General features: G+C 72.3%; 22 protein-coding genes and 1 pseudogene. 8 read left to right on the plus strand and 15 right to left on the minus strand.

Translation table 11 applies throughout. From position 1 onward, the window contains the following. Positions 1–300: 300 nt before the first annotated feature. Positions 301–1,461, minus strand: a complete 1,161-nt coding sequence (locus tag O3438_RS15495; RefSeq protein WP_269680632.1) for a hypothetical protein — start codon at positions 1,459–1,461, stop codon at positions 301–303. Between the two features lie 283 nt (positions 1,462–1,744). Between O3438_RS15495 and O3438_RS15500 the strand changes: the two genes are divergently transcribed. The 5 genes from O3438_RS15500 to O3438_RS15520 all read left to right on the plus strand — a co-directional run bounded on the left by O3438_RS15500 (position 1,745) and on the right by O3438_RS15520 (position 7,410). After that, positions 1,745–2,104, plus strand: a complete 360-nt coding sequence (locus O3438_RS15500; RefSeq protein WP_269680633.1) for a YraN family protein — start codon at positions 1,745–1,747, stop codon at positions 2,102–2,104. Between the two features lie 30 nt (positions 2,105–2,134). Then, the gene (locus O3438_RS15505) at positions 2,135–3,655 is read left to right on the plus strand and encodes a YifB family Mg chelatase-like AAA ATPase (protein WP_269680634.1); all 1,521 of its coding nucleotides are present in this window, start codon (positions 2,135–2,137) and stop codon (positions 3,653–3,655) included. Beyond that, positions 3,652–4,857 (plus strand): DNA-processing protein DprA, encoded by a 1,206-nt coding sequence (locus O3438_RS15510; RefSeq protein WP_269680635.1) that lies wholly within the window; start codon positions 3,652–3,654, stop codon positions 4,855–4,857. Before O3438_RS15505 ends, O3438_RS15510 begins: the two co-directional genes overlap by 4 nt. 286 nt (positions 4,858–5,143) lie before the next feature. Continuing rightward, positions 5,144–6,184 carry a tyrosine recombinase XerC gene (locus O3438_RS15515; protein ID WP_269680636.1) on the plus strand — a complete coding sequence of 347 codons (1,041 nt, stop codon included), beginning with the start codon at positions 5,144–5,146 and terminating at the stop codon, positions 6,182–6,184. A gap of 44 nt (positions 6,185–6,228) precedes the next feature. Next, entirely contained in the window at positions 6,229–7,410 is a 1,182-nt protein-coding gene (locus O3438_RS15520) for an aminotransferase class V-fold PLP-dependent enzyme (protein WP_269680637.1), read from the plus strand. Between the two features lie 78 nt (positions 7,411–7,488). Here O3438_RS15520 and O3438_RS15525 read toward each other — a convergent pair. Next, positions 7,489–8,079: pseudogene (locus O3438_RS15525) on the minus strand (murein hydrolase activator EnvC family protein); the annotation flags it as partial. A 130-nt stretch (positions 8,080–8,209) separates the two neighbouring features. Continuing rightward, entirely contained in the window at positions 8,210–8,656 is a 447-nt protein-coding gene (locus O3438_RS15530; RefSeq protein WP_269680638.1) for a DUF4240 domain-containing protein, read from the minus strand. A 139-nt stretch (positions 8,657–8,795) separates the two neighbouring features. Between O3438_RS15530 and O3438_RS15535 the strand changes: the two genes are divergently transcribed. Continuing rightward, on the plus strand, positions 8,796–9,956 hold the full coding sequence (locus O3438_RS15535; protein ID WP_269680639.1) for a sulfite oxidase: 1,161 nt from the start codon (positions 8,796–8,798) through the stop codon (positions 9,954–9,956). A 54-nt stretch (positions 9,957–10,010) separates the two neighbouring features. Here O3438_RS15535 and O3438_RS15540 read toward each other — a convergent pair whose 3' ends face one another. The 12 genes from O3438_RS15540 to proS all read right to left on the minus strand — a co-directional run bounded on the left by O3438_RS15540 (position 10,011) and on the right by proS (position 18,288). Continuing rightward, complete coding sequence (locus tag O3438_RS15540) at positions 10,011–10,334, minus strand: DUF2469 domain-containing protein (protein ID WP_007075222.1); 324 nt, start codon at positions 10,332–10,334, stop codon at positions 10,011–10,013. Further along, positions 10,331–11,143: a ribonuclease HII gene (locus O3438_RS15545; RefSeq protein ID WP_269680640.1), complete on the minus strand. Its 813-nt coding sequence runs from the start codon at positions 11,141–11,143 to the stop codon at positions 10,331–10,333. Before O3438_RS15545 ends, O3438_RS15540 begins: the two co-directional genes overlap by 4 nt. Then, positions 11,137–11,670 (minus strand): NUDIX hydrolase, encoded by a 534-nt coding sequence (locus O3438_RS15550; RefSeq protein ID WP_442929725.1) that lies wholly within the window; start codon positions 11,668–11,670, stop codon positions 11,137–11,139. Before O3438_RS15550 ends, O3438_RS15545 begins: the two co-directional genes overlap by 7 nt. Positions 11,671–11,723: 53 nt before the next feature. Then, on the minus strand, positions 11,724–12,359 hold the full coding sequence (gene lepB, locus O3438_RS15555; RefSeq protein WP_145785079.1) for a signal peptidase I: 636 nt from the start codon (positions 12,357–12,359) through the stop codon (positions 11,724–11,726). A gap of 10 nt (positions 12,360–12,369) precedes the next feature. Continuing rightward, positions 12,370–13,242, minus strand: coding sequence for a signal peptidase I (lepB, locus tag O3438_RS15560; protein ID WP_269680642.1), 873 nt, complete (start codon positions 13,240–13,242; stop codon positions 12,370–12,372). Positions 13,243–13,423: 181 nt separating this feature from the next. Then, positions 13,424–13,780, minus strand: a complete 357-nt coding sequence (gene rplS, locus O3438_RS15565; RefSeq protein ID WP_088991045.1) for a 50S ribosomal protein L19 — start codon at positions 13,778–13,780, stop codon at positions 13,424–13,426. A gap of 143 nt (positions 13,781–13,923) precedes the next feature. Continuing rightward, complete coding sequence (trmD, locus tag O3438_RS15570; RefSeq protein WP_269680643.1) at positions 13,924–14,697, minus strand: tRNA (guanosine(37)-N1)-methyltransferase TrmD; 774 nt, start codon at positions 14,695–14,697, stop codon at positions 13,924–13,926. 11 nt (positions 14,698–14,708) lie between these two features. After that, positions 14,709–15,266, minus strand: coding sequence for a ribosome maturation factor RimM (gene rimM / locus O3438_RS15575; protein ID WP_269680644.1), 558 nt, complete (start codon positions 15,264–15,266; stop codon positions 14,709–14,711). Then, on the minus strand, positions 15,266–15,526 hold the full coding sequence (locus O3438_RS15580; protein ID WP_172862164.1) for an RNA-binding protein: 261 nt from the start codon (positions 15,524–15,526) through the stop codon (positions 15,266–15,268). The genes rimM and O3438_RS15580 overlap by 1 nt, the downstream gene beginning before the upstream one ends. Beyond that, on the minus strand, positions 15,501–15,989 hold the full coding sequence (gene rpsP, locus O3438_RS15585) for a 30S ribosomal protein S16 (protein ID WP_269680645.1): 489 nt from the start codon (positions 15,987–15,989) through the stop codon (positions 15,501–15,503). Before rpsP ends, O3438_RS15580 begins: the two co-directional genes overlap by 26 nt. Before the next feature lie 230 nt (positions 15,990–16,219). Then, entirely contained in the window at positions 16,220–16,867 is a 648-nt protein-coding gene (locus O3438_RS15590) for a DUF402 domain-containing protein (protein WP_269680646.1), read from the minus strand. Between the two features lie 14 nt (positions 16,868–16,881). Beyond that, the gene (proS, locus tag O3438_RS15595; RefSeq protein ID WP_269680647.1) at positions 16,882–18,288 is read right to left on the minus strand and encodes a proline--tRNA ligase; all 1,407 of its coding nucleotides are present in this window, start codon (positions 18,286–18,288) and stop codon (positions 16,882–16,884) included. A gap of 69 nt (positions 18,289–18,357) precedes the next feature. Between proS and O3438_RS15600 the strand changes: the two genes are divergently transcribed. Together O3438_RS15600 and O3438_RS15605 are read left to right on the plus strand one after the other, a co-directional pair. After that, complete coding sequence (locus O3438_RS15600; protein ID WP_269680648.1) at positions 18,358–18,915, plus strand: hypothetical protein; 558 nt, start codon at positions 18,358–18,360, stop codon at positions 18,913–18,915. A gap of 21 nt (positions 18,916–18,936) precedes the next feature. Continuing rightward, on the plus strand, positions 18,937–19,533 hold the full coding sequence (locus O3438_RS15605; protein ID WP_269680649.1) for a TetR/AcrR family transcriptional regulator: 597 nt from the start codon (positions 18,937–18,939) through the stop codon (positions 19,531–19,533). Positions 19,534–19,615 lie beyond the last annotated feature (82 nt).

Raw genomic sequence — 19,615 nt, forward strand, 5'->3', positions numbered from 1 at the left:
GACGATTCGTGAAGAGGGCACGCGAGGTCGACCGCACGAGGCGGTCGCCAGTTGGCCAGTGTACGCCCCTCACCCGTTCAGCCGCCCCGGGGTGCGCGCGTCCGCGTCCCGGGGCGGCGTGAGCCCCGGCCGGGCCGGGCCTGGGTGGGGGCACCTCAGGTGCCATGATCGACTCGGGTTCCTGAAAACCGGGGCGTCGCGGCGGCACGGACACCGCGCTTTCCAGGAAACCGAGTCGATCATGCGGGCGGGCGAGGCAGGCAGAGCAAGGCGGACAGGGCGGGCCGGGCGGGCGGCGGATCAGCCAGCGGCGAGCGCGGCGGCGATGAAGAGCACCAGGCCGACGGTCAGGTAGGCCGTCGGTGGGCGCAACCAGCCACGACCCGTGTCGGAAAGCGCCAAACCTCCGGTTCGGAGCCCGTAGAGCCCGATCGCGAAGATCGGCAGCCCGGCGACCAGGGCGATGCCCACCACGACGTTCCCGGCGTCCACCGGATCGCCGGTGACGCCCGCGAGCAGCACCCGCAGCGCGGGCACCTCGAAGATCAACACCAACAGGGCGAAGAGTACGGCCAACACCGGCCGACGGGTCCGGTAGACGCCGTCGGCGGCCGGCGGATACACCGCCGGCTCGGTGGTGGGCAGGTCGGGACGGGGGCCGATCCCCGGCATGGGACCGGTCGGCATCTCCAGCGGATGCGGAGTATCGCCACCGCCACGGGTGGGCTCGATGATCGGGTACCCGCCGAGCGGGGCGGGACGAGCCTGGTCGGCGACAGCGCCGGCCGGGGTCTCGGCTACCGGCGTCGACGAACGGCCGGCCTGCTCGCGGCCGACGGTCAGCGGTGCGTCAGTCCCGGTCGACTCCCGGGCGGCCCGACGACCAGGCAACTCCCCCGAGGTCTCCGAAGGATCCCGGACGGTGATCGGCACTCCCGCCCCGGTCGGCTCCGGGGCCGCCCAACCACCGGGCAGTTCCCCGGAGATCTCCGAAGGATCCCGGTCGGCACGCCGTGACCGGGTCGCCCGGTATCCATCGATTTCTGGCCGAGCGTCCCCCAAGGGGTCGACCGCGCCGAACCGACCCGAGTCGGGCTCCCCCGCCCCGAACCGACCCGACTGGGCATCGACGGCGCCGAAGCGACCCGAGTTCGACTCCGGCGAACCGCCGAACCGACCCGTGTCCACGGCGCTCAGCCGACCCGAATCCGACTCCGCCGCACCACCGAACCGACCCGCGTCCACCGCGCCGAAGCGGCCGGAGTCCGGCTCGCGGCGTCGGCCGACGCCGGTGTCCTCGACGGAGTGGCTCTCGTCGGGGCCACGCTGCTCGGGGACGTCGGTGTCCCGGTACCGCGATTCGCCCGCGCCGCGCCACTCCGACTCGCCGTAACCGCGACCCCGCTCATCGGCGTACCAGCGCGGCTCCTGGTCTTCCGGAAAACTCCGTCGTCCGTCCACGTCAGGCACCGTATGCGACCGGCCACGCCCGCGCCATTTCGGCCCGACCCGCGCTGCCGCCTGCACGGCGCTCGGGCGATCGAACGGAAGCCGGTGGAGACGCGCCGGGGCCACCCTCGCGCACCATCACCTGATCATGGTGCGGCCGGCGGCGGTGAGTTCGGGAGGTCGCCCCTAGCACGGCGCGGGCTTGATCGTCCGGTTGTCCACAGGTCGCTGGTTGTCCACAGATCCGCTGTTGGCGAGGTCGCGGCGCGCGTACCTCGGCGGGCACCGTGCCTCCATGACGAAGCGGAACCAGGCGGTCGGCGCCTACGGAGAGCGGTGCGCCGTCCGACACCTCACCGAGGCAGGACTGCGGCCGATCGCCCGCAACTGGCGCTGCCCGGCCGGAGAGATCGACATCATCGCCTGGGACGGGCCGGTGCTCGCCTTCTGCGAGGTGAAGACCCGCCGGGGCGACGCCTTCGGCACCCCCGCCGAGGCTGTCGTGCCCGCCAAGGCCCGTCGCTTGCGAGGGCTGGCCGCGCGCTGGCTGACCGAGACCGGCACGACCGCCGAGGAGGTGCGTTTCGACGTGCTGTCGGTGCGGCTGCCCGAGACCGGCCCGGCACGGGTCGACCACCTCAAGGGCGCGTTCTGAGATGCGCACTCCGACGGTTCGGGCGGCGTCATGAGCTACGCGAAGGTGCTCTGCGTGGGTCTGGTCGGAGTGACCGGCCACCTGGTCGAGGTGGAGGCCGACCTGGCCGCCGGGCTGCCGGCGGTGGTGATCTCCGGCCTACCGGACACCGCCCTGCACGAGGCCCGCGACCGCGTCCGCGCCGCCGTGGTCAACTCCGGTCAGCGTTGGCCCAACCGGCGCATCACCCTCAACCTGCTGCCCGCCGCTCTGCCGAAGTTCGGCTCGGCCTTCGACCTGGCCATCGCCGCAGCTCTGTTGGGTGGCTCGGGTGAGCTGCCGCTGCTACCCCTGGAGGGTGTGGTGGTCCTCGGCGAGTTGGGGCTCGACGGCACGGTCCGCCCGGTGCGCGGCGTGCTCCCGATGGTCGCCGCCGCGGCCCAGGCCGGCGTCGAGCGGGTGATCGTCCCGATCGGCAACGCCGCCGAGGCCGCGGTCATCCCTGGGGTACGCGTGCGAGCGGTCGACCATCTGCACCGGCTGGTCGCCTTCGTCCGCGACGGCACCCCGCTGGTCGAGCCACCGGCGGCCACTCCGACACCCGTCGTCGGTGGGCCGGATCTCGCCGACGTCGCCGGGCAGCAGGTCGGCCGGCGAGCGTTGGAGGTGGCCGCCGCCGGTGGGCACCACATCGCGCTGCTCGGCCCTCCTGGTGCCGGCAAGACGATGCTCGCCGAACGGTTGCCGTCGCTCCTGCCCGAGTTGGACGACGAAGCGGCGCTGGAGGTGACGGCACTGCACTCGGTGGCAGGGCTGTTGCCGCCGGGCGGCCGGTTGCTGCGCCGCCCGCCGTTCCAGGCACCGCACCACACGGCGACGGTGCCGTCGCTGGTCGGGGGTGGCTCAGGGCTGGCGCGGCCCGGCGCGGTGTCGCTGGCCCACCGTGGGGTCCTGTTCCTGGACGAAGCGCCCGAGTTCAGCAAGGGCGCGTTGGAGGCGCTGCGCCAACCCCTGGAGCACGGCCGCATCCACCTGAGCCGCAGCGGGGGCGGCACCGTGTACCCGGCCCGGACCCAGTTGGTGTTGGCGGCCAACCCTTGTCCCTGCGCGAAACCGGCCGGCGACTCGCACTGCGAGTGCACCGCGCTGGCCCGTCGCCGTTACCTGGGCCGACTCTCCGGGCCGCTGCTCGACCGGATCGACGTGCAGGTGCGACTGACGCCCGTGCGGGCGGCGGAGTTGATGGCACCCGACGGCGATGTCGAGCCGTCGGCGACGGTCGCCGCGCGGGTGGCGGCGGCCCGGCAGGCGGCAGCCTCCCGCTGGGCCGGCCTCGGCCGAAGGCTCAACGCCGAGGTGGACGGCCCGCAGCTGCGTCGACCGCCCTGGCGGCTACCCGCCCGGGTCACCGCCGAACTGCGTGGTCGGCTCGACTCCGGTTCGCTGTCGGCGCGCGGCTTCGACCGCGTGATCCGGATGGCCTGGACCATCACCGACCTGGACGGCCGAGATCGACCGGACCGGGACGACGTGCGGGAAGCGATCCAACTCCGGACGGGAGAAGCGATGTGAGCGCCGACGACGAGCGCAGGTTGGCCCGGGTCGCGCTGACCTGGCTGGCCGAGCCGGGCACCCGCGTGGTGTACCGCCTGGTGCAACGGCTCGGCCCGGTGGCGACCCTGGATCTGCTGCTGGACGGGGGCAGTCCGGACGGCTGGCTGCACAGCACGGTGGCGGCCCGGTTGGCGGGCGGCGACGCCCGGGCGGTGGCGGCCGAGGCGCTGGAGCGCGCGGACCGGCTCGGTGCCCGACTGGTGACGCCGGACGACGAGGAGTGGCCGGCGCGGGTTGCCGACCTGGCCATGCTGCGCCTGCCGGACGTGACCCGCCGGGTGGACCTGGAAACCGCCCCACCGCTCTGCTTCTGGGTACGCGGAGGTTGGCCGCTGGGCGAGGCCCTGGATCGTTCGGTGGCTGTGGTCGGGGCGCGGGCGGCCACCGGTTACGGGCAGCACGTCGCCACCGAGCTGGGGTACGGGCTGGCCGAACGGGACTGGACAGTCGTGTCGGGTGGCGCCTTCGGCATCGACGCCGCCGCTCACCGGGGTGCCCTGAACGCGGGCGGTCTGACCGTCGCGGTGCTCGCCTGTGGCCTGGACCGGCCGTACCCGATGGGCAACACCGCGCTCTTCGACCGGATCGCCGACACCGGGCTACTGGTCAGTGAATGGCCGCCCGGCGCCGAGCCGCTGCGGCCCCGGTTCCTGATCCGCAACCGGGTGATCGCCGCAGGCACCGTGGGCACCGTCCTGGTGGAGGCGTCGGCGCGCAGTGGCGCGACCCAGACCGCGCGACGAGCGGTCTACACCAACCGGATGGCGATGGTGGTGCCCGGGCCGGTGACCTCGGCGATGTCCGTCGGCGCGCACGAGTTCCTCCGCGACAACCCCAAGACCCGCCTGGTCACCGGCGTCGCCCACGTGCTCGAGGAGGTGGGCCGGATCGGCGCGGACCTGGCGCCGCCGGCGCGGGGCCCGCAGCGGCCCGCCGACTCGCTCGACGACGATGCGCGTTCACTGCTGGAGGCGCTGCCCCGTCGCGGTGCCCGCGGTGTGGACGCCCTCGCGACCCGGGCCGGGCTCGACGTCCGCACCACGATGCGCAAGCTGTCCCTGTTGGAGGAACTGTCCATGGTGGTCCGTCGCGACGACGGCTACGCGCTCGTGGCACCGGTCACGCCCAGACGGGGCAGCGCGACCGTCACGGCAGGGTGAGTGCCGGGGCATCCCGACAGTCGGTGTTACCGGTACGGTGCGCAGTCATGGGTGCGATCAAGCCGTGGCACGTCTCCATCCTGTGCCTTCTCGTCACGACCGCTGTAGTCGCCGTGGGCCTGCTGGTGTTCCTGGCCAAGAGGAACAACCGCCGATAGCCGAGGTCCGAGAATCGGCGGCACGGTGACCGGTGAGGCGCACCCATCGGTCGTAGGCTGACGGGTGTGCCAGCAGCCAGTGAGGGTGCCGGGGTCGACATGCCGGCCGGCGGATCCGCGCGTCCGCGATGAGCCGCAGTGACCGGAGCACCCGGGCCATGCACCAGGCACTGCCGCCGGCCCTGCGCGAAGCGGTCGACGACTTCGCCGAGCACCTGTCCCGGGTGCGGAACCGGTCGACGCACACCGTCCGCGCGTACGTCACCGATCTGGTCTCGCTGTTCGACCACGCCGTACGGATGGGCTGCGTCGACCTGGCCGAGCTGGACCTGTCGGTGCTGCGTAGTTGGCTGGCGCGGCAACGCACCACCGGTGCGGCGCGTACGTCGTTGGCGCGGCGGGCCGCGTCGGCGCGGGCGTTCAGCGCCTGGGCGCACCGGGCCGGGTTACTTCCCGCCGACGTCGGTGCGGCGCTGGCCAGCCCTCGTGCGCACCGGGAGTTGCCCGGTGTGCTCCGGGCCGACCAGGCCGCCGCTCTGGTCGACGGCCCGACCCGGCGGGTAACACCCACCGACCCGCCACCCACGGACCCACCGGACACGCACCGGGCACCCCCGAATCCCGCAGGCACAGGCCCGGCGGCCGGGCCGTCGCCGGGCGCAGCCGCGGTGCCGCTGCGCGACCGGGTGCTGCTGGAGCTGCTCTACGCCACCGGCGTACGGGTCAGTGAGGCCTGCGGGCTGGACGTCGCTGACGTCGACCACGGCCGACGGGTGATCCGGGTGTTCGGCAAGGGCGGACGGGAGCGCTCGGTGCCGTACGGGGTGCCCGCGCAGCGGGCGTTGGACGACTGGTTGCGTCAGGGCCGACCGGCGATGGTGGGCGCCCACTCCGGGGACGCGCTGCTGCTGGGTGCCCGGGGTGGTCGGCTCAATCCGACGACCGCCCGTCAGATCGTCGGTGCGTACGCCGAGGCCGCCGGCCTGCCCAGGACGAGCCCGCACGGCCTGCGGCACTCGGCGGCCACCCACCTCCTGGAGGGTGGTGCGGACCTGCGCGCCGTGCAGGAGTTGCTGGGCCACTCGTCGCTGGCCAGCACGCAGATCTACACGCACGTCTCGGTGGAGCGGCTGCGGGCTGCCTACCGCCAGGCCCACCCCCGCGCCTGATCAAGGGGCGGGGGGCGGGGATCCCCGGCGGTTACGATCATCGGGTGAGCGTCCCGCAGCCCCCTGAGCCGATCCCGGGCGCCCGCCTGCTCTTCTCCCTGGACCCGGCGGTCAGTCACCTCAACCACGGCTCGTTCGGCGCGGTCCCGATCGGCGTGCAGAGAGCCCAGCAGCGGCTGCGCGACGAGATGGAGGCCAACCCGCTGCGCTTCTTCACCCAGGGGTTGGTCGACCGGATCGCGCACACCCGCCGGCACCTCGCCGGTTTCCTGGGTGCCGACCCGGACGGCAGCGCCCTGGTGGGCAACACCACGACCGGCGTCGCCGTTGTGCTCCAGTCGATGGGTCTGCGACCCGGCGACGAGATCCTCAGCACCGACCACGGGTACGGGGCGGTGAGCCTGGCCATCCACCGTGAGTGCCGCCGTACCGGGGCGGTCAGCCGGGTCCTGCCGATTCCGCTGGCGGCCACCGACGAGCAGCTCGTGCAGATCGTCCGCGACGGACTGCGCCCCGGCCGGACCCGACTGCTCGTCGTCGACCAGCTCACCTCGGCCACCGCCAAGCTCTTCCCGACCGCCGCGATCGTCGGGGTGGCCCGGGAACACGACGTGCCGGTGCTGGTGGACGCCGCCCACGCCCCGGGGATGCTGCCTACCACGGTGGCCAGCATCGGTGCCGACTTCTGGGTGGGCAACCTGCACAAATGGGCGTACGCCCCACGAGGGACCGCCCTGCTGGCGGTGGCGCCGCGGTGGCGGGACCGGATCGAGCCGCTGGTGGTCTCCTGGGAGCAGGAGTCGGGCTTCCCGGCCCGGCTCGAGTGGCAGGCGACCCTCGACTACACGCCCTGGCTGGCCGCCCCGGCAGGTCTGTTCACGATGCGCAGTCTCGGTGTGGACCGGGTGCGGGCGCACAACGCGGCGCTCGCCGCTTACGGCCAGCGGGTGGTGGGGGACGCCCTAGGGGTGCCGCCCGCCGACCTGCCCGACCCCGGCGGACCGGGGGTGTCTCTGCGTCTCATCCCGCTGCCGCCCGGGACGGGCACCACGATCGACGCCGCACGGGCGTTGCAGGCGCGGATCGGCGAGCGGCTCGCCGCCGAGGTGGCGGTGATGAGCTGGAACGGCCGTGGGTGGCTGCGGCTCACCGGTCAGGTCTACAACACCGCCGACGAGTACGAACGGCTGGCCACACGGTTGCCGCCGCTGCTCGCCCAGCGCTGACCGAACGCAGCGGCCCAAGGCTCGCGGACCGAACGACACCGGCCCGAGGCCTGCCGACGGAACGGCACCGGCAGAGGGCCCGCTGACCGGCAGCAGTCGCACCGGGCCGAGGCCGAGCAGGGCGAGCGGGTCGAGGTACTCCTCGCCCCGGCGCAGGCCCCAGTGCAGGCACGCGTCCGCCGGGCAACCCGGATGGCCGGGCAGCAGTTCGCCCAGTTGCGCGCCTGTGGCGACCGCCTGACCGGGGCGTACCCCGGGCTGCACGGGCTCGTGCGTGGTTCGCAGCCCACCGGCATGCCCCACGGTGACCACCGGTCGGCCGGCCACCAGGCCGGCGAAGAGCACGGTGCCCGGCCCGGCACTGCGGACCACCGCTCCGGGCGGGGCGGCCAGGTCGACGCCCCGGTGGCCGGGCAGCCACGGCCGGGGTGGCGGGTCGAAGCGGCGCACCAGTCGCGGTGGCCCGTCGAGCGGCCAGCGGAAGCGTTCGGCGGGTGCGGGCGCAGGAGCGGAAGCCTGGAACGCGACCGGCACGGTCGGTATGGGTGCTTGGCCGGGCACCGCCGCGACCAGCACCGCCAGACCGCAGAGCTGCACGGTCAGCGCGAGGGGCACTGCGGCGCAGAGCAGCACGGTACGGCGGATCGAGCGGACCCATGGCTGTTGCATGACGGCAGCCTCCGGCCGTTGTCGGGTGGGACGCCAGCCCGGTCGGCGAACCTGTGGACAACCGGCGGCGCTGTGGACGACCACCCGACGCCCTCGATGATCTGCTATGCGCGACGCCTAGCAGCCCAGGTCACCACCACTGTTCATTGGATCCGGTCTCGTAGTCGTACTCCTCGACGTGCTCCCACTCCTTGCCGGTCGCCTTCTGGTAGGCGTTGGAGGGAACGTCGAGGATCGAGTCCGCGTGGGCGGCCTCGACGGTGGTGAAACGTGCGAACGCCGCCGGATCGGCCAGCACGGCGTCGAACGCCGTCGGACCCGCCACCACCACCGCGCAGCGCGCGTACAGGAAGCCGTCGTCGGACAGGTGGTCCGCGTCGGGCGGCACAGCCTGAGCGAGCGCCCGACGGTCCAGTTGGTAGAGCTTCGACGCGAGCGTCTCGGCGAAGCCGACGATCCGTTCCACCGGCTCTTCCGACAGTACGAGGGTCAACCGCTCGTACGGCCGGTCGTCCTGGATCTCGGGCCGACCTCCGAGCAGCGCGACGAGCCGCCAGAAGTCCTCATCAGTGAGCATCACAGTCCCCGATGATCGCGCGGCCGAACGGATACGAAACCGGCGGCCCCCTCCGCCTCGGCTCGACCGCCGTCGTGAAACAGGCCCTAAGCTGGGCCGCGTACGGCGGGGTGCCGCCGTCTGTACCGGGGAGGCCCGCATGACCACTCTCGACGACCGGACGACGTCCCCCGCGGACGGCGCCGAAGGTTCCGGCCCGACGGTGGCGGACGTGAGCGGCCCGTCCCGGCTCGCGGCGCCGGACGAGGCGATCAGCGCCGAGGAGTTGCAGCTCGCCGCGCGTAACCACGGCATCCCGTTGGAGGCGTTGCGCTACGACGTCACCCCGGCCGGGCTGCACTACCTACTGATCCACTACGACATCCCGGAGGTCGACGCCGCGACGCACGCGCTGACCGTCGGCGGCGCGGTGGACCGGCCGCTGACGGTCAGCCTCGCCGACCTGCGTGAGCGGCCACGGGTCACCCGGCAGGTGACCCTGGAGTGCGCCGGCAACGGCCGGGCCCTGTTGCATCCCCGGCCGGTGAGCCAGCCGTGGCTGGTCGAGGCGGTCGGCAACGCCGAGTGGACCGGCACTCCCCTCGCTCCGCTGCTGCGGGAGGCGGGGCTCGGCCCGGACGCGGTGGACGTGGTCTTCACCGGCGCCGATCACGGCGTCGAGCGCGGGGTGGAGCAGGACTACCAGCGGGCGCTGCCGGTCACCGAGGCGCTGCGCGAGGAGGTGCTGCTGGCGTACGAGATGAACGGCGCTCCCCTGCTGCCGCAGCACGGCGCGCCGCTGCGGCTGATCGTGCCGGGCTGGTACGGCATGGCACACGTGAAGTGGCTGCACTCGATCGAGGTGCGGACCGAACCGTTCGAGGGGTACCAGAACGCGGTGGCCTACCGGGTACGCCAGGACGCCGACGACCCGGGCGTGCCGGTCACCCGGATCGAGCCGCGTGCGCTGGTCCGCCCGCCCGGCTTCCCGGACTTCATGTCCCGTCGCCGTGTGCTGCGCCCCGGCCCGTGCACCGTCGACGGTCGGGCCTGGTCCGGGCACGCCCCGGTGGTGGCCGTGGAGGTGACGACCGACGGTGGAAAGAGCTGGGCGTCGGCCGAGCTGGACCCGGCGGATTCCGGGGACTTCGCCTGGCGGCGTTGGCGGTACGAGTGGAGCGCCACCCCGGGCCACTACGTGCTGGGTGCCCGGGCGACCGACGCGTCCGGGCGGACCCAGCCCGTCGAGCAGCCGTGGAACCGTGGCGGTTTCGCCAACAACCTGGTGCAGCGGGTCGAGGTCGTGGTGCCGGCCGAGTGATCGGCGGCAGGTGCTACGCCACGGGTGGGGGGCCCGTGGTGTGGCCGGGTGCGGTCAGCCGCCGAAGCCGGAGTCGGCGGGCAGCGAGATGTCGGGCTTCTCCAGCTCCTCGACGTTGACGTCCTTGAAGGTCATCACCCGGACGTTCTTCACGAAGCGGGCGGGACGGTACATGTCCCACACCCAGGCGTCGTGCATCTCGACCTCGAAGTAGACCTCGCCGTCGGAGTTGCGCACGTGCAGGTCGACCTGGTTGGCCAGGTAGAACCGGCGTTCCGTCTCCACCACATACGAGAATTGACGGACGATGTCGCGGTACTCCCGGTAGAGCTGCAGCTCCATCTCGGTCTCGTACTTCTCGAGATCTTCCGCGCTCATCGCACTCCGCCTTCCATGGCCACATCTTCCCCCACCGGCGCCGGAGGCCGAGGCTGCTCGCCCAACGCCACGCCGACGGTACCCCCTGACGCCCAGGAGCGCTCCATCGGCTCTTCCGAGGCGTGGCCGCCGGGCCGTCGGGCGCGCGGCGGCCGACCGTCGCGGCCGGAGACGGCGGCGACATTGACGTACGAGAACCGGTGCTCCCGGCACGGCCCGTGCTCCCGCAGGGCCGCCGAGTGCTCCGGGGTGATGTAGCCCTTGTGCTCGGCGAAGCCGTACGCCGGGAACACCCCGTCCAGCTCCACCATGATCCGGTCCCGGGTGACCTTGGCGAGCACGCTGGCCGCCGCCACGCACGCGGCCACCCGGTCGCCCTTCCACACCGCCAGGCCGGGCACGCCCAGGCCGTCCACGCCGAAGCCGTCGGTCAGCACGTACTCCGGGCGCGTGGTGAGCGAGGCGAGCGCCCGGCGCATCGCCGCCAGGTTGCACACGTGCAGCCCTCGGGCGTCGACCTCGTCGGCGGGGATGACCACCACGGCGTACGCGAGGGCGCGGTCGACGACTTCCGCGTACACCCGCTCCCGGCTTGCCGGGGTGAGCAGCTTCGAGTCGGCCAGCCCCTCGATCTCGCCACGCCGCCCCTCGGGCAGCACCGCGGCGGCCGCGACCAGCGGACCGGCACACGCTCCTCGGCCCGCCTCGTCGGCGCCGGCGACGTGCCGGAACCCGCGCCGCTGCAGTGCCCGTTCCAGGGCGTAGAGGCCGGCCTCCCGGCGCACGACGGTGCGCGGCGGGGTCAGCACGGAGCCTCGCCCCGACCCGCGGCGGCCGACTGGCCCAGCCTGGTCAGCAGGGCAGGTAGCTCGGGCGGGTAGAACCGCTCACCGCTGGCCACCAACTCGTCGGGGAGCCACCAGCGGTGGTCGGCGATGCTGCGCTGCTCGATGTCGTTGAAGCCGGTGGTGTCGACCTGCCAGGACTGCACCCGGAGGAGGAAGAAGTCCTGCTCCTGGCGGTACCAGTTGCCGTCGAAGGTGAACTCGGTCGTGTCGGAGAAGACGGCCTCCCCCAACGCGGTCGGGTCGAGCCGCAGCCCAGTCTCCTCGGCCAACTCCCGTGCCGCGCCGGCTGCCGGGGTCTCCGCCGGATCGAGCCCCCCACCGGGGGTGAACCAGTATCGGTGCCCTGGTCGGGCCGGGTCGAAGCCCTCGAACAGCAGGACCCGACCGGCCGCGTCGACGAGCAGCACGCGGGCCGCGCGTCGAGGGGTGTAGACACGGCTGCTGCTGTTCGCGACTGCGGAGCTCGCAAGCTCACTCCTCGCGCTCACGTTCACCGCACCAGCCTGCCAGACCGACGGCGGATCGCCCACGCCCCGGTGGTCTACGGCTTGGGAATGCCGTCGAACGAGTCGGGCACGGTGAGCCAGGTGGCCCGGTTGACCGGCCAGAAGACGGTGAACGCCCGCCCGACGACGTCGTCCTCGGGGATCGTGGCCTCGGTGATGTTCTGCCCGGACTGCTGCCAGTGCTCCAGCGAGTCACCGGAGGCCGAGCGGTGGTCACCCATCACCCACAGCCGCCCCTCCGGCACGGTGATGTCGAACTCCTGGTCGGCGGGCTTGTCGCGCACCCCGTCCAGGGAGAAGATGTACGGCTCGTCCAGCGACTTGCCGTTGATCATCAGCCGTTCCTGCGGGTCGCAGCAGACCACGTGGTCACCCGGGACGCCGATCACCCGCTTGATGAAGTCCTCACCGTCGGGGTTGCCGCTCCACGTGGTGGGCGCCTTGAACACGATCACCTCACCGCGGTGCGGCGACCGGAAGTCGTAGACCAGCTTGTTGACCAACACCCGGTCGTCGATCTTGAGTGTGTTCTCCATGGACGGAGAGGGGATGAAGAAGGTCTGCAGCACGAAGGCGCGGACCAGAACCGCGACCAGGATCGCCACACCCAGCAGGATCGGCAGCTCCTTCCAGAAGGAGCTGCGCGGCTTGTCGGTCTGCTCGTCAATCACGCCAAGGAGCCTACGTTGCCGAGCTGGACGTCACCGTCCGGAACGCGCGGGAACCACGCAGCGCGGCTACCAACGCCGGGACCATCAGCACCACGTCGCCCTGCGGGGTCGGTCGCACCGGTGGCGCTCCGGGGGAGGCCGTGACCGGCCCGGACACGTCGTCGAACGTCGACGGCACCGACAACGAGGTCCATCGTGACGAGGGCCAGACCACCATGAAGGCCCGACCGACGACGTTGTCGATCGGCACCGGGCCCTGGCAACGGGCGTCCTGGGAAACCTCGCGGTGGTCACCCATCACGAAGAGCTGACCCGGCGGTACGACGACCTCGTCGAAGCGCCGGGACCGGCACTCCTGCGGGTTCGGCGGAAGGTCCAGCGGGGAGTCCCGCAGCACGTACGGCTCGTTGAGGGGCGTGCCGTTGACAGTCACCCGCCCCTGGCTGTCGCAGCAGGCGACCCGGTCGCCGGGAACGCCGATCACCCGCTTGATGAAGTCCTTCTCACCGGGGCGGCTCACGCCGACCAGGTCGCCGACGGTGCGGGCGAGCCGACCCGCGACGCCCGGCTTCGGCTGCTCGTCGACCTGCGGCGCCCAGCGGTCGGTGCCCCGGAAGACCACCACCTCACCGCGTACCGGGTCACGGACGTCGTAGACGACCTTGTTGACCAGCACCCGGTCCCCGACGAGGAGGGTGTCCTCCATCGAGCCGGACGGGATGAAGAACGCCTGGAGCAGGAAGGTGCGGATCAGCACGGCGAGGCAGAACGCGACCACCAGCAGCAGCGGAAGCTCCTGCCAGAGGGGCATCTGCCGGCGGGTACGGCGAGCCCGCCGGCGCCACGGATCGACGGTGCCGTCCTCGTCAAGCGTCTGCACCACGCCACTCCCCGGTCCACAGAAGCACTACCGCCCGGGAGCCTCGACGAGGCTCCACGGGCGGTAGTGAACGGCTGTCCGCCGTGTGGGCGGACCCGCCGCTTCGCTGCGCCCGTACGACCAGGGTAGTGCGGTCTGGTCGGTACGGCATACGCGCAGCTCAGGCGGCGTGGCGAGCGGGAAGTCAGCTGGGCTGCTTCTCCCGCTTCTCCTTGATCTTGGCCTTCTTGCCGCGCAGCTCACGCAGGTAGTAGAGCTTGGCGCGGCGCACGGCACCACGGGTCACGACCTCGATCCGGTCGATGCCCGGGCCGTTGAGCGGGTAGGTCCGCTCGACACCGACACCGAAGCTGACCTTGCGGACCGAGAAGGTCTCGCGCAGACCGTCACCCTGGCGGCGGATCACGACGCCCTGGAAGATCTGGACACGGGACCGGTTGCCCTCGACGACGCGGGCGTGCACCTTGACGGTGTCACCGGCCCGGAAGTCGGGAAGGTCGGTCCGCTTCGACTGGGCGTCAAGGGCGTCCAGGATGTTCATCGCTGCGTCCTCGTAAGGCTCACGGCGCACCGTCACTCGGTGCGCGGGTGGGTGATTCTGATCCCCGGGTGGTGGTCGGCGGGCCGACCCCGGTCGGGGATCCTCGCAGCCGCCCGCGGGCGCGGACGGATACGGCAACCTCCCTACTTTGCCACATCCCCCGGCGGCACCTGAAATCCGGCCTGGTCCAGGGCCGCGATGTCCCGTTTGTCGAGCCGATCGGCGGGCAGTGCGGCCAGCAGGTCGGGGCGGCGGGCGGCGGTACGCAGCAGGCCCTCCTCGCGTCGCCAACGGGCGATCCTGCCGTGGTCTCCGGAGCGGAGCACCTCCGGCACGTCGTGCCCGCGCCAGCTCGGCGGCTTGGTGTAGATCGGCGCCTCCAGCAACCCGTGCGCGTGCGACTCCTCGTCGAGCGAACCCGCGTTGCCCAGCACCCCCGGCAGCAACCGGGTGACCGCCTCCACCATCACCAGCACCGCGACCTCGCCGCCGAAGAGCACGTAGTCACCGAGCGAGACCTCGGTCACCGGCATCCGGGTGGCGGCGTGCTCCAGGACGCGCTGGTCGATGCCCTCGTACCGGCCGCAGGCGAAGAGCAGGTGCGACTCGGCGGCCAACTCGTACGCCATGGCCTGGGTGAACGGGACACCGGCCGGCGACGGCACCAGCAACCGGGGCGGCGGGGCCTCGGCCGGCGCCAGGGCGTCCAACGCCGCACCCCACGGTTCCGGGCGCATCACCATCCCCGGCCCCCCGCCGTAGGGGGTGTCGTCGACGGTGCGGTGCACGTCGTGGGTCCAGGTCCGCAGGTCGTGCACGGCGAGTTGGAGTACGCCGTTGGCCCGCGCCCGCCCGATCAACGACAGGTCCAGCGGGACGAAGTACTCCGGGAAGATCGACACGACGTCGACGCGCATGCGGGGTGGTCCTAAAGGTCGAGCAGGCCGGCCGGCGGGTCGACGATCACACGTCCACCGGCCAGGTCGACCTCGGGGACGATCGCCCGGACGAACGGGATCAACGCGGTGCGCCCCTCGGGGCGCCGCAGCACCAGCAGGTCCGAGGAGGGGGCGTGGTCGATCCGGGCGACCTCGCCCAGACGCTCGCCGGCCGGGGTGACCACGGCCAGACCCACCAACTGGTGGTCGTGGAACTCCTCCGGATCGTCCGGCGGGTCCACGTCGGCGCTGTCCACCACGAGCAGGGTGCCGCGCAGCGCCTCGGCGGTGTTGCGGTCCAGGATGCCGTCGAAGGCGACGAGCATGCGGCCCTGGTGGAAACGGGCCTCCTCGATGGTCAGCTCCGCGGGAACCCGGAACGGCACGCCCGGCCCGTCCGCCGGCACCGGCGCCGGGACGGCCCCCGGCTCAGTGCGCAGCACTGACCCGGGGGCGAACCGTGCTTCGGGCTCGTCGGTCCGCACTTCCACGGTGACCTCACCGCGGACACCGTGCGGCTTGCCGATCCTGCCGACGACGAGCTGCATCAGTACGAGTCGACGATGTCGACGCGCACACCGCGCCCGCCGATGGAGCCGATCACCTGACGCAGCGCCTTGGCGGTCCGGCCGGACCGCCCGATCACCGTGCCGAGGTCCTCGGGGTGCACGCGGACTTCGAGCCGCTTGCCCCGACGGGAATCGACCATCCGCACCCGGACGTCGTCCGGGTGGTCGACGATGCCCTTGACCAGGTGCTCCAACGCCGGACGCAGAGGCATGTCAGGCCTGCTCACCGGCGTCGGCAGCGGCAGCCGGGGCCTCGGCCGGAGCCTCGGTCTTCGGCGCCTCGGCCTCAGCCTCAGCCTTCGGAGCCTCGGCGGCCTTGGCGGCCTTCTTGGCCGGCTTGGCCGGGGTCTCCGGGGCGAGCCCGGCGGCGGCCTTCGACTCAGCCTCGTACGCCGCCTTGCGGTCGGCCTTCTCGGGGGCGACCAGGAGCGGCGGCGGGGCCGGCAGGCCCTTGTACTTCTGCCAGTCACCGGTCAGCTCCAGCAGCCGCTGCACCGCCTCGCTCGGCTGAGCGCCGACGGACAGCCAGTACTGGACCCGCTCCGACTTGACCTCGATGATCGAAGGGTCTTCCTTGGGCTGGTAAACCCCGACGAACTCGATCGCCCGGCCGTCGCGCTTGGTGCGCGAGTCGGCGACGACGATGCGGTACTGCGGGTTGCGGATCTTGCCCATCCGCAGGAGCCGGATCTTTACGGCCACAGTTGTTTCGCTCCTGTTGCGATCTCACCGGCCCCGTACGGGCGGTGTGCATGGGTGAGCGCCGACGGCACAGTGGGGTTTGGGCCGGAGACTACTCGGTGGACTGGCGACGCGCCCGGGTTAGAGGGCGCCGGACGCGCGCCGGATACCAGCGACCCATTCTGCCAGATCCGATGCCGATCTCCCGCATCGGACCCGGACACCGTGTCACCGGTGACCGGAGACACCCCTCACCGCACCGGCGGACGGTCCCATCCTGGCGGCAGTTCGTCCGGTACGTCCCAGTCTGCCGGAGGTGTGAAATCACACCAGGTGCCGTCGAACGGGAACTCACCGGCCTCGGCGAGGGCGATCACCCGCTCCCCCTCGGCCCGGACCGCCTTCTCGTCGGTCACCCAGTAGTCGTCGCCGAAGGCGAGCCGCTCGACGAACTCGTCCTCGTCCTTCCACTCCCAGCTCAGGTCCGGGCGCACCACCACGTCGAGGTCCTGGTCCACCACGTCGACGCCGGCCACCGGGCCGTCGTCCCACCGGACACCGTGCTCCTCCAGGTTGACGTACCAGTGGGCGAACCGACAGTGGGCGTCGCGGAACCACCAGACGGAGTGTGCCGCGCCGGTCGGCAGGAACTTCAACAGCGGCGGGCCGTTCCAGCGCCCGTGCGCCAACCGGTACGACGACGAGATCCACTGGGCGAAGGGCATCGCCCGCATGCCCAGGCCCGCCTCGGTCACCTCGTGGGCCACCGGCGAGTCCCGGGCGATCCACACCAGCAGACCCCGCTCGTCGTCGCTGACCACGCGGCCCGGCCGGACCCATCCGATCCGACCGTGCCGCACGTTCCGGTGCATGATCAACCGGCCTGGCGCGAAGCGCACGACCGTCCTACGCCTCAGTAGGCGCGGGCGAGGATGGCGACCAGGTCGGGCTCGTCCTCGGAGTCCGGCACCGAGCCGTCGGCGCGCACCAAACAGCGCACCGTGACGCCCTGGCCGTTCGCCTCGGCCTCGCCGGCCACACCGACCGCCGACCACGGCACCCGGGCCCAGCCCGTCGCGGCGGCCTCGATCGCCTCGGCCAGGGTCGCGACCTCCACCGTGCGCGACTCGCGGTTGGCCAGCGCCTGGTCGTGCAGCACCTGCTGGTCGGTCTCCAGCGCCGCCAGCACCGCGGCGACGACGTCGGCCACCGGCGTCGGGGACTTCGACCCGTCGGTGCGGCGCACCACCGTCGCGTTGCCCACGGCCAGGTCGCGGGGGCCGACCTCGACGCGTACCGGATAGCCACGCAGCTCGGCGTCGACGGCCCGGCGGCCGAACGCGGTGTCGGTCCGGTCGTCGAGCGCGACCCGGACACCGGCGTCGCGCAGGCCGTCGTGCAGCTTGGCCGCCGCCTCCGCGACGCCCTCACCATCCTTGACGATCATGATGTACGCCTGGATCGGCGCCAGCTTCGGCGGCACGCGCAGACCGTTGTCGTCGCCGTGCGCCATGATCAGACCACCGAGCATCCGCGTGGACGTGCCCCAGGAGGTGGTCCAGGCGTGCTCCCGCCCGCCCTCCTTCGAGGAGTAGGTGATGTCGAACGCCTTCGCGAAGTTCTGCCCCAACTCGTGGCTGGTGCCCAGCTGGAGCGCCTTGCCGTCGCCCATCATGCCTTCGCAGGTGTACGTGGCCGTCGCGCCGGCGAACCGCTCACGCGCCGTCTTCAGGCCCACCACCACCGGAATGCCGATCACGTTGACCATCAGGTCCTCGTACGCCTCGTGCAGGATCCGCCGCGCGTACGCCCGGGCGTCCTCGCGGGTGGCGTGCGCGGTGTGCCCCTCCTGCCACAGGAACTCGCTGGTACGCAGGAAGATGCGCGGACGAAGCTCCCACCGGACCACGTTCGCCCACTGGTTGAGCAGCAGCGGCAGGTCCCGGTACGAGTCGATCCACTTGGCCATGAACTCGCCGATGACCGTCTCGCTGGTGGGGCGCACCACCACCGGCTCGGCGAGCGGCTTGCCACCACCGTGCGTGACGACCGCCAGCTCCGGCGAGAAACCCTCGACGTGCTCGGCCTCACGCTTGAGGTAGCTCTCGGGGATGAACAGCGGGAAGTACGCGTTCTCCGCACCCGCCGCCTTGATCCGGGCGTCCATCTCGGCCTGCATACGCTCCCAGATGGCGTAGCCGGCCGGTCGGATGACCATGGTGCCGCGGACCGGGCCGTTGTCGGCCAGCTTTGCCTTGGCGATCAGGTCCTGGTACCAGCGGGGAAAGTCCTCCGCACGGGGAGTGAGCACGCGTGCCATGACCGCACATCCTATGCGCCGCTCGTCGGGGCAGTGCGGTCGGGCGCGGCATCGTTAGCATCTGCCGTCATGACCCCCCTCGATCCACACCCCGGCGCGGCCTTCAACCCGACGCCCGACCCCGTCGAGCTGGCACACCTCGCGAGCCGATGGGTGCGCTGGGTGGCCCGGCACCGGCAACCCGCCAATCCGATCGGCGACGGGTCCGGCCGGCACGCCGGGCACCACCAACCCGCCGACGTGTGGTTCCTCGCGGGTACGTTCGGTGGCTCTGCGCGACGTCAATGCGTGGTTCCCGCCGGACGGCCGCTGTTCTTCCCGACGTTCTGCTACTGGCAGGTCGGTCGCACCGACGAACCGGCGGAGGCCATGGACAACGCGACCGGTCACGCCCAGCTCGACGGGGTGGCCGTCGCCCTACGCGAAGCCGGTTCGGCCCAGTCGTTCCCGGTCAGCGGCTTCTTCAACAACGTCGTCACCGTCTGGCCGTGGCCCAGGCCGGTCTCCTGCTGGGGTCTGTGGGCACTGGTGCCGCCGCCCGCCCCCGGTCAGCACGAACTGAGCTTCGGCGGCAGCGACGGTGGGCGGTTCTGGGTCGAGGCGCAGTACCAGATCGACGTGCGCTGAACCGCCTACACTTCGACCACCATGATTGAACAGCGCGGCACCACCCCGGTGCGGGACAGCATCGTCGACGCCGCCCGGGCCCTGACCGTGGCGACCGGCTGGGACGGTGTCCGGATGGGTGCCGTCGCGGGTGCCGCCGGGGTGAGCCGCCAGACCGTCTACAACGAGTTCGGGAGCAAGGCCGGGCTGGCCGAGGCGCTGGCCCGGCGAGAAGTGGACACCTTCGTCGGCGACGTCCGTGCCGCCCTGCTCGCGCACGGCGCCGACGTCCGGGCCGGCGCGTACGCGGCGATCGCGCACACACTCACCACAGCGGCGGAGAACCCCCTGGTCAAGGCCATCCTGAGCAGCGCCCGAGGCGGCTCGGACGAGCTTCTTCCGTACCTCACCACGCGGGCCGAGGTGGTGCTCACCGAGGCGTCCGGCGCGCTGATCGACTGGGCCGGCGACCACCTACCCGGAGCGGACCAGGCCGCGTTGGCCTTCGCCGCCGACACGACCGTCCGGCTCGTGGTGAGCCACATCGTGCTCCCCCGCACCCCAATCGACCAGACCGCGACAACCCTCGCCAACCTGGCCGTACACCTCTTCAGCGCCGCCGTCCGTCCACCCCACTGACCCGCCGCGCCCCGCGCGCAAGATCCTCACAACATCGGGGAAAGTGCTGGCTCGCCGCACGCTGAGGCAGCAACTTCACCGA

It is taken from the genome of Micromonospora sp. WMMC250, assembly GCF_027460215.1.
Classification (GTDB): domain Bacteria; phylum Actinomycetota; class Actinomycetes; order Mycobacteriales; family Micromonosporaceae; genus Micromonospora; species Micromonospora taraxaci.